The sequence below is a fragment of the Pectobacterium sp. HCp5_1 genome (genome assembly GCF_032905925.1).
GTDB classification, from domain to species: domain Bacteria; phylum Pseudomonadota; class Gammaproteobacteria; order Enterobacterales; family Enterobacteriaceae; genus Pectobacterium; species Pectobacterium brasiliense_A.
The window spans coordinates 1-13,807 of the sequence record NZ_JAUMIO010000020.1 but is presented as its reverse complement, the minus strand read 5'-3'; the positions used below and the strand labels follow the sequence as shown (position 1 = coordinate 13,807).

The following is a 13,807-nucleotide window of genomic DNA, read 5'->3' as shown; positions in this document are numbered from 1 at the left end:
CCCGGCCCCTAAAAAGGCTGGGATTTTTTTGCCTGTCACTCAGCCACAATGCGTATCACCAGTTGCCCCTGTTCAACGGTGATGATGACCGGGGTATCGGTCGCAAATCCTGCCGCGTCGAGCCAGTTGCCCTGAAGGTGCAGGCTGGGGCTGTAATAGCGCGTCATATTGTTGCGGTCGGCGTGACGACGGCACCTTGTTGTTGCGGGATACGGCGAAGCAGGTGCAGGATATCACTACGCTGAGCCGTGACGTTGAGCACGCGAACAACGCGCTCAGCCCGATCTTTAACAAAGAGAAAGAGCAGAAACGCCTGAAACAGGCGCAGCTGATTGGCGAAATCGGCGCGCAGGTGATGGATATCGTGCGCACGGAAGGCGAGCTGAAAGCGCAGAAAGCGGCGGAAGCCAAGGGCGACGCCAAAGTCAAGCGTCCGCAGGACGGTGATTCGGTGCAGGAATGGGAAGTCTATAAAAAGGCGCTGACGGAATCGCCGACCTACAAAGCCGAGATGAAGAAATACGGCACAGGCAGTGATTTCCAGCGTGCGGCACAGGCAGCCACGGCGGCGATCCAGGCACTGGCGGGCGGGGACATTCAGAAAGCGATTGCCAGCGGTGCATCACCGTATCTGGCGCAGCTGGTGAAAGACGTCACGATACCGAAGGATGAAAGCAAAATCACGGCGTCGGATATCGCGGCCAACGCGATGGCGCACGCGGTGGTGGGTGCAGTAGTCGCGCAGCTGTCGGGGCAGGATGCGGCAGCAGGGGCGATTGGTGCCTCCAGCGGCGAACTGGCCGCCCGTGCGATTATGGCCGCACAATATCCCGGCAAGACGGCGAACGACCTGACGGAAGAGGAAAAGCAGTCGGTCAGCGCGCTTTCCACGCTGGCCTCCGGGCTGGTATCCGGCCTGGCGAGCAACAGCACCGCTTCCGCCGCCAGCGGCGCGCAGTCCGGGCGCAATGCGGTGGAGAATAATCTCTTTGGTAAAGTGTTGGTTGAAGGATGTGCTATAGCGGCACCATGCCGAACTAAGGTAGCGGAGCAGTTACTTGAAATCGGCGTAAAAGCGGGTATTACTGCTGTTGTAGCGAAAGAAATCGCAGACAAGCTCTCGACGGAGGAACTGGAGCATCTCATCACACTGAAAATGATGGGTAATGATGAGATCACAGTGAGATATCTGAGCTCGCTTCAGGATAAATATTTGCCTTCTCATACAGGTGGTGACCAGATAGCGGAATCAGGTCCAACCAATACAGGAGGAAATCAGTTACCTGAACAGGGAGCAAATCATACTGGTAATGATAATGGTCAGATTAATACCGGGCCCAACCATACTGGTGGTGATCAGATTGTAGGGCAATTACCTAATAATACGGGTAATACTGAAGGTGCTCCTGATTTACCGAATAATATGATAAGTGATGGGCTTGATAATGGAGCAGAAAAACCATCTAATATAAAAGTGGCTGATGATAAATATTTGAAAAAAAATGGGGTGGATGCCCATCAAATTAAAAAAGACTTTTTGGGTTCTAAGGCCGAAATTAAGTTGTATGACATTTATGTCGATAAAGATAGTGGGCAGTTGTGGATTTTCAGGAAAGGTGGTAAAGGTGAGGGTGTTCCAACTGGTGAGTTCATAAATAATTAGGGTAATCGGATGGATAAGACAAAGGTAAAAGCAGAGTTCTCTGTTTGTGGTGATGTTTTTGACCCTGGTGAGATAACTAAGTTATTAGGGATTGAACCAGCAGAGGTTAATATAAAAGGTATCATCAGTGGAACAAGAAAAAGACCGAGTGTCGAGACTAGTTGGTCAATATGTACAGAGAAAGAAGAGTCATATGATGTCAATGAACAAACGAAAAAATTGTTGTTTTTACTGAAGGATAAAACTGATGTTTTAGATGAAATAAAAGAAAGATATGATGTCACATTCATCCTTTCACTTTTAGTCGAAATAGAGAATGGTGAAAAACCAGCAATTTACTGGACAGCAGAAACAAATCGATTCTTAGGGAAGATAGGTGCGGAAAGTTCAGTTGATTTATACATCTATAGCTAGAAATTAAAATCTTGTCCTCTAAAAGGGGCGGGATTATTTATTCACAATACGGATCAGAAGCTGGCTGTACTCAATGGTGGTAACTACCGGGGGATCTGTCCAATATCCTGCGGTTTCCAGCCAGTACCTAGATGAGTTGCAGCCTTGGTTGTCTGGATGAAAGACATTTGATGGTATTTCTGAATCTGTAGTGGATTTCTCACATAAATCAAAGGTCCAGCTTATTGATTTAAATAAATATAATGATGGTAGTGAATTAACGATATGAGTAAATATTATACAGAGAAACTATTTTCATATCCCGACAACGCGCCACTGGGAGATGATGAATTCTCAACCGCTGATTGGTGGAGAGTCAAAAAATTAAATGAACATCAATATATTTTTTCCTGTTTGTCAGGAGCTCAGGGAGTTGGAGAACAGAAAGTGAAAATTATAGAGAGTGAATATAATCAGTTGGTTAATGGTGAGTTAACAGCAAATGACATCTGTATGAAATATAAAATTGGCTAAGCTAATGTGTGTGACAGTAAGAATCCTGTTTGTGGTTATTACATCTAAGTTCTAAATTTTCAAATTTTCCTGCTCAGTGGCCGGTAATGTGCAGGATATCACCACGCTGAGCCGTGAAGTTGAGCACGTGAAAAACGTGCTTTAACAAAGAGAAAGAGCAAAAACGCCTGAACAGGCACATCGGTGCGCAGGTGATGAATGTCGTGCGTACAGAAGGTTAACCTTGTCTCAGGCAGATAAGGCAAAGATTGTTATCTTGAGGTAAAAATGGCTGGATTTTTGTATTTTTCAAAAAATAACGGTGTGTCATTGGGGTCTTCAGCAATTGATGTTATTGCTGAATATTTACGCTCCTACATCAGCCAGATAAGCAAAGAGATTATGGAGGAAATCTATGAAACATATGATTTATACGATCAAACCTTAGATTTCTCTAAACTATCGAAACCTGACTATATGCAATGCTATAGGAATATAGAAAAAGCAATAGAAATCGATCTTAAGGCCAATCCTGTGATAAATAATCGTCCACAAGACTGGATTTTTAAGGCTTGGCATGAAGAAATCAAGCCCAAAATGCAGGCATCACCTTTGTATGATCCTGAAATATTGGATAAGTAATTCTATATATAACAAGGTCATTCGCTAAAAATGGCTAAAATATCCTAATTGGCCATCATTTTTATAGTTTTCTATAGGTATGGTTCTCTTCAGTCGAAGGATGGAAATAATATGATCCCCATCGGATATTTAGCTAAAAGAGTCGCGTTAAAGCCGGACTGGCTTAACGCCGATCAGGTAAAGGACATTTACTCGGTGAGCTGCTGTGTCTCTGATGCCTTTTGTGAATATATTCAGTTTTGGCGACATAATGGCTACTGGCTGTTTGATTCACCGGAGGTAATTTATTCTCTTGCAAGAGAACAAGGAATTGATCTGGCTGATACTACGATGTTTTATTACGAGGCATACGAGTATCAGTATGATGAAGATACAGTAGAATGGAGTCTGTTCGAGCCGGAAGCATCTTTTGATACCGATGTGAAGATACCACAGCAAAAAGTGTTGCAGGGTTTTGATATTGTCTCTTTCCACCTTGAGCAATCACCGGAGTGTTCCTATTTATCCTGCAACCATATGGCACAGGATCTGGAGGTCAATGAGCATTGCCTGCTGGCGTCTTTTGATGAGGCAAAAAAACATCTGGAAAGTGGCGTTTTTTACGGCTGTGAACCGGGCCCATGCAGAATATTTGCAGTGTATTCGGTGCCGTACGCGCAATAAGTTGATATAGAATATGACGAAAATCAGACAGATTAGGGATGTGCATTATATGAATAGGGGATTGGTTCAGCAGGCATTTAACGCTTTTTTTAATCGAGCTGCCTGTGCCACCGTGGCTGATTTTGATCTGTTCCAGCGTTATTTATCTGAGCTTCGAACCTATATCGCCGAGCTTGAACTGGCTTACGATCCCGTCGACCAATGGTCGTTAGCGGAACTGGAAAAAACGGCGGAGTTTTTACGGTATAATCAGCAGTGGATTGCCGGTGCAGAACAAATAAAAGCGCCGTTGCAGCAAGCGTTCGCAATTATTGCGCAGCATCGGGTGTTTCTGGATGAATATGGTCTGCTCCCGGATTATCTTGACTTGACGTTATGCCAGAAAATGTATTCTCCGGTAATGTTTTTCCCTCTGTGTGAAAATAAATTACAATCCTAATATTATCATTTTGGCATGGTATTAATCAATATCATTGGAATTGAAATAATTTTATAAGATAAATAATTCCATCCTATGTTTTTATATTGCATCTATCCCTACCTGAAAGTGTCATCTCATTTTAGCTATTCAATATTTTTAACTATATTGTTCGCTTTTTCTTCGTATGTGTTTTTATTTAATCCTGTAAACTCAAGGCTAAATACCCCAATGGAAACGGGGGAGATGATCCTCGGATGGGAGATATATCAATGAAGGACTATGCGCTTTCTATTCTGATTTATTTTTGACGATCCTCTAACGTCGATCCAATCCTGCGCGTCGCTGACTCGCGATTCGCTGGCTACACCGTTGCCGTTTTAACGGCTGCTATCTGTCGTTTGTCGGTACGGGTTTTATTCATTAAGTGAAGGAAATCACAATGCAATACACTGGGAAGTACCTGAAGAAAACAGTGCTGATGCTAGCCATGATGGCCGGTCTCAGCGTCGGACAAAGTCAGGCGGGCGTCGAAATTGAGACGCGTTCGCTGGATCAAATCTATCAGAGTGCGTTGAGAGAAGGCGGTACGGTCACCGTGTATGCCGGTGGCGATGTGCAGTCACAGCAGGCTGGCTTCAAGCGGGCATTTGAGACGCGTTTTCCTGGCATGAAACTGAATGTGATTGTCGATTACAGCAAATACCATGATGCCCGTATCGATAACCAACTGGCGACCGGCACACTGATTCCTGATGTGGTGCAACTGCAAACGGTGCAGAACTTCCCGCGCTGGAAAAAGGAAGGCGTGTTGCTGAACTACAAAGCGCGTGGCTGGGACAAAATTTACCCGGAATTTCGTGATGCAGATGGTGCCTGGACTGGTGCCTATGTCATCGCATTCAGTAATTTGGTCAACACCCAGCTTCTCGATGAAAAATCCTGGCCGCGCGAGGTTAATGATTACCTTCGTCCCAATCTGAGAGGTAATTTGATTCTGGCTTATCCGAACGACGACGATGCGGTGCTGTTCTGGTACAAGCTGGCCGTGGATAAATACGGCTGGGATTTTGTTAAAAAATTGCAGGAGCAGGATCCCGTCTACGTGCGCGGCACCAACGTACCTGGTGCTGAGATCGCGACAGGAAAATATAGCGCGACGTTTACCAGTTCCGGAGCGCTCGTTCCGGCAGCCGATGCTGTGACCCGCTTTGTTCTGCCGAAGTCCGATCCTTTTGTTTCCTGGGCGCAACGTGCCGCTATCTTCAAACAGGCTAAACACCCGGAAAGCGCCAAGCTGTACCTAAGCTGGGTGCTGGATCCGCAAACGCAAACTCAGGTCTCGCGTATGTGGTCGGTGCGTACCGATGTTGAGCCGCCAGTGGGCTACAAACATATCTGGGAATACCGTAACACCCGCCCTCAGGCTTTCGCTGATTTCATGTACGATCGCGGTGCCGTAGAACGTTTTCGCTCACAGCTGAGTTTGTATGTGGGGGAAGCAAAAGGCGAACCGACTCCGGGATGGCTCGGCGTGCACCCAGAGGTGCCTCTGGTTAACTAACGCTTAAAATTATTGCGTTACTTCATGCTGGTCACGTTCATCGTGGCCGGCATTACGTTCTGTAAGCTCCACATGTTAAGCAGCATATGATTAAGAATTACATGATTAAGAATCACACCTGATAATGACGGTCTTGTTCGGTGAATAATTGAGCAGGATAACAAGAGGGGATTGCCAATGGCAGCGAACCACCATTGGCATGTTGAGGGTTAACGCTTATTTCTTGTTGTTGGGTTTCAAGGTTTCGCCAACGTTCAACAGAAAGATCTCGTTATCGCGAGTGGACACGCGGGTTGAGCCATCTTCCATACGGTAGCCGCCTTCGGTGAAGCCCGCACCATTCAGGAATGGTGCAACGGACTGTGGTTTATTGCGTACCGCCGCTTCCAGCGCTAACAAAGCGTAAGGCTCGATGGTATCGACATCGGCATATTGTCGGTTGGGATCGGCCATGAAGAAACCGTTTTGATAACGCGTGCTGATAATGTTATCGCCCACTTTTTCCGCCAGCGACAAATAGTCTTTCACTTTACTCGCCTGATACAGATCCAGCAGCGCGAACAGGGCGTAAGGATCGTTGTTCTTGGTAGCGAGATCCACTTTGACATCGTTACCCGGCGCTGAACCTAACTCACCCAGCCCCTGTGCGCGAGCGATGCCGCGTGCGACACGCCACAGCTCGGCGTCCGGTAAAACGGTATAGGCACGAGAATACGAAAGCAGGAATGAATTATCCGCAGGATAAGGCTTGATCACGGTGCCTTTTTTGCCGTAGTAGCCATCACGCGGCAGAACGTAATTGGAGAGATCTTTGCCGTTAGCGAGCATCGGGCGGAACGTATTATCGGACTCGTTGTAGGCATACTTGGCAAAGGCTTTCAGGCCATCGGTTGTCCACGTCAGAAGTTCCTTGCCTTCCGCCCCTAAATCTTTACCCAACTGGAGCTGCATGAGCGCATTTTCGGAATAGATCGTGCTGGTGCGTCCTTTCAGCATCATATTGCCTTCCAGCGCGGTAGGACCGAACTCTGGGCCGAATTGACGCTGGGCGCGATCGCCATATTTGGAATGCGTATCGGCATCGTCGGTGGTTTCATCGCGCTTCAGCGCCTGCGTAAACTGATACACGCCGAGTCCAGTCGCTTTATCCCGCGGCAGCACATACTGCTGTGCCAGACGTTTTGCCCAGACCAGCGCGCCGTCTTCTTTATTGTATTTGTACAGCAGCGAGGCGGAATAGATCAGATCGTTACCCGCATTCAGGAAGCTGAGGCCTTTGGTGGCGAAGAAGGGCGGCTGTTGCTCAAACGGGCTTTGCCAGAGCGCACCCATTTTTTGTCCGTATTTACCGTGGCGACTGGTTTCCATGATATTCCAGTCATAAACGTGCGCATTCCAGAAACCGCGAATAAAGCGTGCGGTTGCGTCTTTATCGACGCTGAACATCAAATCGTAGTAGGGATAGGCATTTTTCAGCTCATGCACCATCTCTTTTTCGCTCGGGCCTTCCGGCTGTAGCGTTTTTAGATCCACAAAACGGTGGCCGCCCCAAATCAGCAGGCCGCTCTCATCCTGATAATGTTGAAAGTGATACTTCACTATCGCTTCGGCACGCTGCTTATAGCTAGGGTTGCCGCTCAGGTTGCTGAGCCCGACCAGTACGCGCATCAGGTTCTGTTGTGCGGAGAAGTTGGAGAGCACGGCCTGACGACCATCAGGGAAAATCCACTCCATCTGTTTGCCCGTACGCGGATCGACACCATCCGCAAGTAATGGCGTAGGCGACTGACCGTGATAGTGGTCGCCAGCTTTGGTCAGCACGTTATCAACATACTGATTGACGATGGTGAGACGGTCAGGCGTAGCGGCGCTGGCCTGTAAAGCAACCAGACCCGCAAGGAGTGACAGCGCAAATCTTTTCATTTTATCTACCTGTAACTGTAACGATGATTCATCCAGAGCTGTAATAAAGGGATCCCGCTATGAACAGGATCCCCGAGAAAGATGGCATAGCAGTAAGCTGTTGTTAGAAAGGTAAGCCGTGGTTAGAACGTATAGGTGAAGCCGACTTTTCCTTTCCCTTCACGTGATTTCACATCGCGTCCGCTGGCCACATCTTCAACGCCAACGTGTGCAGTCCAGTTGTCGTTGATGGTGTAAGACACGTCGAAATCCTGTTGGTAGTCATGCTTTTTGTTGTTTTGCAGCACGTAATCCGCGTGATAGTAGTAAGCGGTGTACGCCAGCGTGAAATTGTCGAAACCTTTGTAGGCCACGCCCGCTTCATAGCGGTGACGGTGAGTGTCATCATCCGTGCTGGTACGTTTGCTGCGGGTAATTTTTCTGAGGTCATAGCGATATTGCGCATGAAGATCCGTCTTATCAGTCACAGCCCAGGTCAATTTCAAACCTGGCGTATAGCGTGCGCCGGAACTCTGGCTAGCGCCGATATCACCCACGGTGCCTTCGCCGCTGGTGCCGCCGGAATAGAAGCGCGCTTCCAGATTCGGCGTCAGGGTTAATTCAGGCGTTAAGTTGTAGGCATAGCCGGTATAAAAAGCATAAGAATTCGAGACGACATCATCGATGGTCAGATCTTTATTCTTATTATAAAAATTCAGCTCAACGCCAACATACAGGCCATTATCCATAAAATGCCGCATACCGATTTCATCACCGTGATAGCGATTCATTGTTCCCCAGCTATGTTCATAGCTGAGTTTGGTATCAGAGGCAGACGCGGAAATAGCATAAATTTGGGCAAAGAGAATACCGGCCACAAGGTAGCGTTTTTTCATTATGGGCACCATTAATATTGATCGTTAATTATGAAAATTGTGCGCTGATAGACAAAATTCATTCATGAATTCATTTTCTTCATCAACACGGCACGAAATACGGTATATTTCCTTTATAAAATTCTGTGTTTGTTAGAAAACGTAGTTGAAACCAACTTTGATTTTCCCCTGACGGCTTGATGATGTGCTGGATTGGCTAATATCATCATACTCAATGTAAGGAGTTAGCTGTTTGTTTAACTTATATTGAACTTTGAACTGATGTTCATAATCCGTTTTCCCATTATCGTAAACCGCGTATTCTCTTTCCGTGAATTCACCCTTGCTGTATTTATACGATTTTGTGGTGTTATCACCGATGTAGTAGTTAAAGACGTAAGTCAGATTAATTTTATCCAAACCGGAATACGTTACCCCCGCATCCAGGCGATGACGTCCGGTGTCCGATTTTGACAAATAAGATTCCCCTGCGTAACCATATTTGTCAGATGCGGAAATGGTCGAATAACGCGAACTGCGGGAAGGCTTTTTATATTCATAGCGGTAGCGGCCATAAGTGGACCAGTCGCTGTTAATTCGGTAGTTATATTTCAGCCCCGGCTGATACATCATGGTTGAATTGCCGATGGAGAATTCGAAGCTCGGCGTTAAGGTGGCAGCCTTGCTTAACTTGAAGTCTTTGCCGATCACCATGCCGCCAGAGCCGCCCTGCATGTCATCATAGGCAACGTCGTAGTTGCTGTTCCCGCCCGCTGACGTACTGAATTTGACTTCGTACGACCAGCCGTTAGTTTTCTTATGAATCAGCTTGATAGAGTCTGAGTGGCGGCGGTCTTCCGTCTTCCAGTTGTGTTCATACTGGAAGGTGGTTTTGCCGTCGGTTTCTGCCTGGACGAGGAACGGCGTGAATCCGGCACAAACGATGAGTAGGTTACGTGTGTATATTTTCATTCTGTCTTTCTCTTTTTTGATGAATAAATAATATTATTGGCGAGCGCAGTCTCTATCTTTAAAACCAGACAGTTGATGTCATTTTTTGGGCGTAAAAATAGAATCACCAGGAATGATGATGACGCCATTTATAATGTCAGGCAGGGCTTTCTCCCTGGTAAATCAGGTTGCTATCAATGCATTGATGACTCCTTATATACGACGTAGCTTATGCGTATTTCAATCAGCGAAATGGCTTATGCTGATGAGTGAATGTTGATAATTCCCACCGTTTACCGGTTAGTCTAATTATCAGCAGACTTGATAATTAGGGTGAGTGGCATTATGGTGAAAAGGAAACGTTGTTTCATTTATGTGGATCACACATTTGGTTACTCTTTGAAATTTTTTGTAATCATTTGGTCTGGTTATTGTAAGCGTCAGGAATAGACGTAACGGAGAAAATGGTTTTCAGAGAAGAGGAGGTGTCTCTTGAATGTTAATGATGATAGTGATATGTAATTGAACAACACTTAACCTGTGATCTGCCTTATTTCCCCACCATCATTCCGAGAATATTCTGTGGAAAGCGATTTCCATAAAAATGAATAAGCGGTCAATAGCCATCAAATGCCCCTAAATATCGTCAGGAACTTATCGTAGTTTTACGCCACTCAACGCTTAGTTATCTCCGTCATGCTGCGATCGGCACGTTTGCAGGCCTTTCTGTGTTTGCATGATGCGGGAGATCCGTTTGTTAATCCTGACGACAGCAGAATGGGGACGTGAATGATCAATCGTATTGAGGGCGGAAGCCGTTGGGGAAGTGCCGCGCCTTTGCCTGCGCAACATAATACAGAGGCTAGCAGTCTGGGTGGACAGCAGGCAGCATCGCCAGCTATGCGGTCGGGTTCACGTTCCATCGATTTTGGCGCTGTGTCGCCAAACATACCGCAGATTCCCTCTGATTTGAGAACGATGGCACCCACGCGCGCGCTGCCAACCATGCAGATTGCAGACAGCTCGCTGATTGCGGAGCCGAAACCGATCGTCGATCTTCAGGCGATAGATAGCTCGGAGTACAGTAACGCGAAGGCATTGGAAAAGTGGTCGGCGCTTCTGAGCGATCTGCCAGAAAATGAACGCGAGAAGGCGGCAAAGGCGCTGAATCGCCCGCTGGCAGCGGCGAAAATGCTACAGGATGGCGGGACTAACGCGGAAAAAGCGCTCATCTACCTGCGTGAAAATCCTGCAATCTATACGGCGATGGATACGGCAAAAGATGGCGGCAGAGCCGACGGACATATCTCGAATCGTGATACCAAATCCTTTATTAAAAACATGGAGCGGCGCGCCAACGATGCCAGCCACGCCGTAAAGGACTATAGGGAGAAAAATCCGGCAGCCGATGCACAGTCGCTGCGGTTAGTGCAATCGTCCGCGCTGTTACTGGCTAACGAGTCGCTGCTGAATGCCGCCGATGCCAAAAAATCCTATACGCATTCTCCGCCGCAAAAGAACGATCGCACCAGCACCCTGGCCGATCTGAACGCGATCGTCACCGATAACCCGACGCTAGCGCCCCAGCTAAAAGCGGCTGCGAGGATCTGGTCGCACCCTGGATTATTTGGGATTCTGGAACATGCGGATGTCAAAGGGGAGAAGCTGGCACGAGTCCCGCATGATGGCAAGCTGATGATGAAGGATATGAAAAGTTGGATTCGCGAGCAGGCACCGGCGAACAGCCAGGACGCGGCGGATACGCTACATAACGCGGCGTCATTGGGGCTGGCGGCAAAAACCGATATCAGCAAGCTGAATGACGCGGTTTTTACTCAACCGCAGCAGTACAGCGGAGCGCAAAAATCGGCGGCGCTGGTTAAACTGCAACAGACGCTGGAACAAGTGGTCGCGGGGCGTGAATATCGGAATACCGAAGAAACAGAAAAGGTGCTGAATCAACGTATTGAAACGCTACAGAAAGATGGAGATGTGATTCAGCATTTTGAGCAGGCGGTACCGCGCGAGATCAACACCATTTTGCTGTCCGATCCGTCGCTGGCGCAGGCGGCGATGAACCAACGTTTCTCTACGGCGTCACCGGCCACACCGCGGTCTGTTGGGTTGGATGCCTCGCCCTCGGCTGCAACACCTTCGGGAGCCGGAGCAAAAAGCGATGCACAAGCGGTGAAAGAGGCCGGACGCAGCGTAATGAATTTTGCTAAATCGTCGCTACACGCAGAGGATTTAACCAAGGCGGCGGGGAGCAAAACGGCCATTGGGCTGGCGGGTAAAGCTGGCGCAGCGATTGCCGGAAAGGTGGTGGGTGCCATTGCGGGTGAAGCCGCCGGTGCGGCTGCCGCCTCTGCCGTTGGTGCGGCCGCAGGTCCGGTGGGTTGGGCGGTAAGTGGGGCGCTCAGCATCGGTATGGGGATTGCGGAGCTGGTGAATTTCTTCAATGCCAAAAGCAAGCTCCAGAACCGACGGGAAGATTTTGCCAAAACGGTGAATCCCGCGCTGGAACAGTTCAACATTCCCAAGCCGCGCTAATACGCCTGCTTAAATTTCAAAAGTTTAAATTTCAAAGCCCGGGGCGACTTCTTTCACTGGTTTTTTACACTCTTCGGGCTTGGGTTGATTCGCCGGGAGGTTTTTACAGTCAGGAGCAAAAGGATTCAGCGCATCGCGATTCAGATAGAGTACAAACAGGATCAGAATGATGAGAGGGATCAGAATACGTTTTCTTTTCATGATTATCTTTAGTTGCGTTGCGGAAAATGTGGATATGTTAAAAAAACAGGAAAAATTCTAACGTGTTACGTGGCTTTTGTCTTTAGCCGGCTCGGTTTCCGCCTTATTGTAGTGGTTCGGCATGACGATATCGGCAGAGGTGGAGATGAAAAAGATTCGATTTGCGGCGATTGGGTTAGCGCACAACCACATTTATGACATGTGTCGGCAACTGGTTGATGCGGGCGCGGAACTGGCTGGCGTATTCGAGTCCGATCCAAATAATCGGGAAAAATTCATCTCACTGTTCCCCGCCGTTTCTTTTGCCGATTCTGCGGAACAGCTGATTGCTGACGCGTCTATCGATCTTATTGCCTGTGCGGTGGTTCCCTGTGACCGAGCCGAACTGGCGCTGCGCACGCTGGATGCGGGTAAAGACTTCTTCACCGCGAAACCGCCGCTGACCACGCTGGAGCAGTTAGATGCCGTCCAACGTCGGGTGGCCGAAACCGGCCGCAAGTTTGCTGTGTACTTTAATGAGCGAATCAATGTGGATAGCGCGCTGTTTGCCGGTGAACTGGTGCAATGGGGCGAGATCGGGCGAGTCATTCAGACGATCGGCGTTGGTCCCCATCGTGAACGCGGCGCGCGGCCCGACTGGTTTTATCAAAAGCGTCAGTACGGCGGGATCCTCTGCGATATCGGCATCCACCAGATCGAACAGTTTCTCTATTTTACCGGCAATACCAACGCGCGAGTGGTGACCAGCCAGACGGCGAATTATCACCACCCGCGTCAGCCAGAGTTTGAGGATTTTGGCGATGCTATGCTGCTAGGCGACAATGGGGCAACCGGCTATTTCCGCTGTGACTGGTTTACGCCGGACGGGCTGAGCGTTTGGGGCGACGGTCGCCTAACGATACTGGGGACGGAAGGCTATATCGAAATCAGGAAATATGTCGATCTGACGCGCGGCGAAAGCAATGTTGTTTATCTGGTGAATAGCGAGGGCGAACAGCGCTTTACTCCCGCAGGCAGCGTCGAACGCACCTTTTTCCCAGATTTCCTTCGTGACTGTCGTGAACGCACCGAAAGCGCGATGTCGCAAGCGCATATCTTCAAAGCGACGGAACTGTCGATTCTGGCGCAGCAGGCCGCGAAGAAGATCGCCTGACGATCATAAAACGTCAATCCGGCAGACACGGTGTCATCTGAACCGGGGCTGCCAAATTTTGTGATGCCCAGATCCTGTGCCTAAAAGTGGCAGGGCTACAGCCCATGACGATCTTAAATTTCATGCAAAAATACGCGCTGTCCGTAAAACCGGCATTCTCCGCAATCTCTGCGATTTTCAACTCTGTCGAGGAAAGTGGTCACGTATTCAACTCGGTGATCGTCAGGTAGAATGTTCATCTGTTTTCCTAAATATTTAGAAGAAGAGCCTGATGGCAACGGTTGAGGTAAAATGCCCGTTTTGTGAGCAAACAGACCCG

At 48.3% G+C, this 13,807-nt stretch carries 16 protein-coding genes; 9 read left to right on the top strand and 7 right to left on the bottom strand.

Annotated features, from left to right (window positions below; translation table 11 throughout):
* Positions 1–35: 35 nt before the first annotated feature.
* On the bottom strand, positions 36–167 hold the full coding sequence (locus tag Q3A88_RS14395) for a SymE family type I addiction module toxin (protein WP_317178155.1): 132 nt from the start codon (positions 165–167) through the stop codon (positions 36–38).
* 29 nt (positions 168–196) lie between these two features.
* Here Q3A88_RS14395 and Q3A88_RS14390 point away from each other — a divergent pair, with 29 nt between their 5' ends.
* The 7 genes from Q3A88_RS14390 to Q3A88_RS14360 all read left to right on the top strand — a co-directional run bounded on the left by Q3A88_RS14390 (position 197) and on the right by Q3A88_RS14360 (position 5,856).
* Positions 197–1,663 carry a VENN motif pre-toxin domain-containing protein gene (locus Q3A88_RS14390; protein ID WP_317178154.1) on the top strand — a complete coding sequence of 489 codons (1,467 nt, stop codon included), beginning with the start codon at positions 197–199 and terminating at the stop codon, positions 1,661–1,663.
* 9 nt (positions 1,664–1,672) lie between these two features.
* Positions 1,673–2,077, top strand: coding sequence for a DUF4279 domain-containing protein (locus Q3A88_RS14385; protein ID WP_317178153.1), 405 nt, complete (start codon positions 1,673–1,675; stop codon positions 2,075–2,077).
* Positions 2,078–2,341: 264 nt separating this feature from the next.
* Positions 2,342–2,590: a hypothetical protein gene (locus Q3A88_RS14380; protein WP_180791786.1), complete on the top strand. Its 249-nt coding sequence runs from the start codon at positions 2,342–2,344 to the stop codon at positions 2,588–2,590.
* 267 nt (positions 2,591–2,857) lie between these two features.
* Positions 2,858–3,211 (top strand): hypothetical protein, encoded by a 354-nt coding sequence (locus Q3A88_RS14375; RefSeq protein WP_180791788.1) that lies wholly within the window; start codon positions 2,858–2,860, stop codon positions 3,209–3,211.
* Positions 3,212–3,322: 111 nt separating this feature from the next.
* Complete coding sequence (locus Q3A88_RS14370) at positions 3,323–3,874, top strand: hypothetical protein (RefSeq protein ID WP_317178152.1); 552 nt, start codon at positions 3,323–3,325, stop codon at positions 3,872–3,874.
* A gap of 112 nt (positions 3,875–3,986) precedes the next feature.
* Positions 3,987–4,313, top strand: a complete 327-nt coding sequence (locus tag Q3A88_RS14365; protein WP_317178151.1) for a hypothetical protein — start codon at positions 3,987–3,989, stop codon at positions 4,311–4,313.
* A 421-nt stretch (positions 4,314–4,734) separates the two neighbouring features.
* A complete protein-coding gene (locus Q3A88_RS14360; RefSeq protein WP_014915523.1) occupies positions 4,735–5,856 on the top strand; it encodes an ABC transporter substrate-binding protein in 1,122 nt (373 codons plus the stop codon).
* Positions 5,857–6,072: 216 nt separating this feature from the next.
* Here the strand turns inward: Q3A88_RS14360 and Q3A88_RS14355 are convergent, their stop codons facing one another.
* The 3 genes from Q3A88_RS14355 to Q3A88_RS14345 all read right to left on the bottom strand — a co-directional run bounded on the left by Q3A88_RS14355 (position 6,073) and on the right by Q3A88_RS14345 (position 9,605).
* Complete coding sequence (locus Q3A88_RS14355; protein ID WP_317178150.1) at positions 6,073–7,779, bottom strand: pectate lyase; 1,707 nt, start codon at positions 7,777–7,779, stop codon at positions 6,073–6,075.
* A gap of 122 nt (positions 7,780–7,901) precedes the next feature.
* Complete coding sequence (locus tag Q3A88_RS14350) at positions 7,902–8,654, bottom strand: oligogalacturonate-specific porin KdgM family protein (protein WP_039286334.1); 753 nt, start codon at positions 8,652–8,654, stop codon at positions 7,902–7,904.
* A 132-nt stretch (positions 8,655–8,786) separates the two neighbouring features.
* Positions 8,787–9,605, bottom strand: a complete 819-nt coding sequence (locus Q3A88_RS14345) for an oligogalacturonate-specific porin KdgM family protein (protein WP_039467361.1) — start codon at positions 9,603–9,605, stop codon at positions 8,787–8,789.
* 768 nt (positions 9,606–10,373) lie between these two features.
* Between Q3A88_RS14345 and Q3A88_RS14340 the strand changes: the two genes are divergently transcribed.
* A complete protein-coding gene (locus tag Q3A88_RS14340) occupies positions 10,374–12,134 on the top strand; it encodes a type III effector HrpK domain-containing protein (protein WP_317178149.1) in 1,761 nt (586 codons plus the stop codon).
* A 24-nt stretch (positions 12,135–12,158) separates the two neighbouring features.
* On the opposite strand, the gene Q3A88_RS14335 is transcribed toward Q3A88_RS14340, so the two are convergent.
* Positions 12,159–12,335: a hypothetical protein gene (locus Q3A88_RS14335; protein WP_010285665.1), complete on the bottom strand. Its 177-nt coding sequence runs from the start codon at positions 12,333–12,335 to the stop codon at positions 12,159–12,161.
* 145 nt (positions 12,336–12,480) lie between these two features.
* Here Q3A88_RS14335 and Q3A88_RS14330 point away from each other — a divergent pair, with 145 nt between their 5' ends.
* Positions 12,481–13,488, top strand: a complete 1,008-nt coding sequence (locus Q3A88_RS14330) for a Gfo/Idh/MocA family oxidoreductase (RefSeq protein WP_317178148.1) — start codon at positions 12,481–12,483, stop codon at positions 13,486–13,488.
* Between the two features lie 13 nt (positions 13,489–13,501).
* Here the strand turns inward: Q3A88_RS14330 and Q3A88_RS14325 are convergent, their stop codons facing one another.
* Together Q3A88_RS14325 and Q3A88_RS14320 are read right to left on the bottom strand one after the other, a co-directional pair.
* Entirely contained in the window at positions 13,502–13,669 is a 168-nt protein-coding gene (locus Q3A88_RS14325) for an AraC family transcriptional regulator (protein ID WP_317178147.1), read from the bottom strand.
* A partial coding sequence (locus Q3A88_RS14320; RefSeq protein ID WP_317178188.1) for a hypothetical protein occupies positions 13,602–13,807 on the bottom strand: 206 nt, incomplete at its 5' end. The genes Q3A88_RS14325 and Q3A88_RS14320, both read right to left, overlap by 68 nt.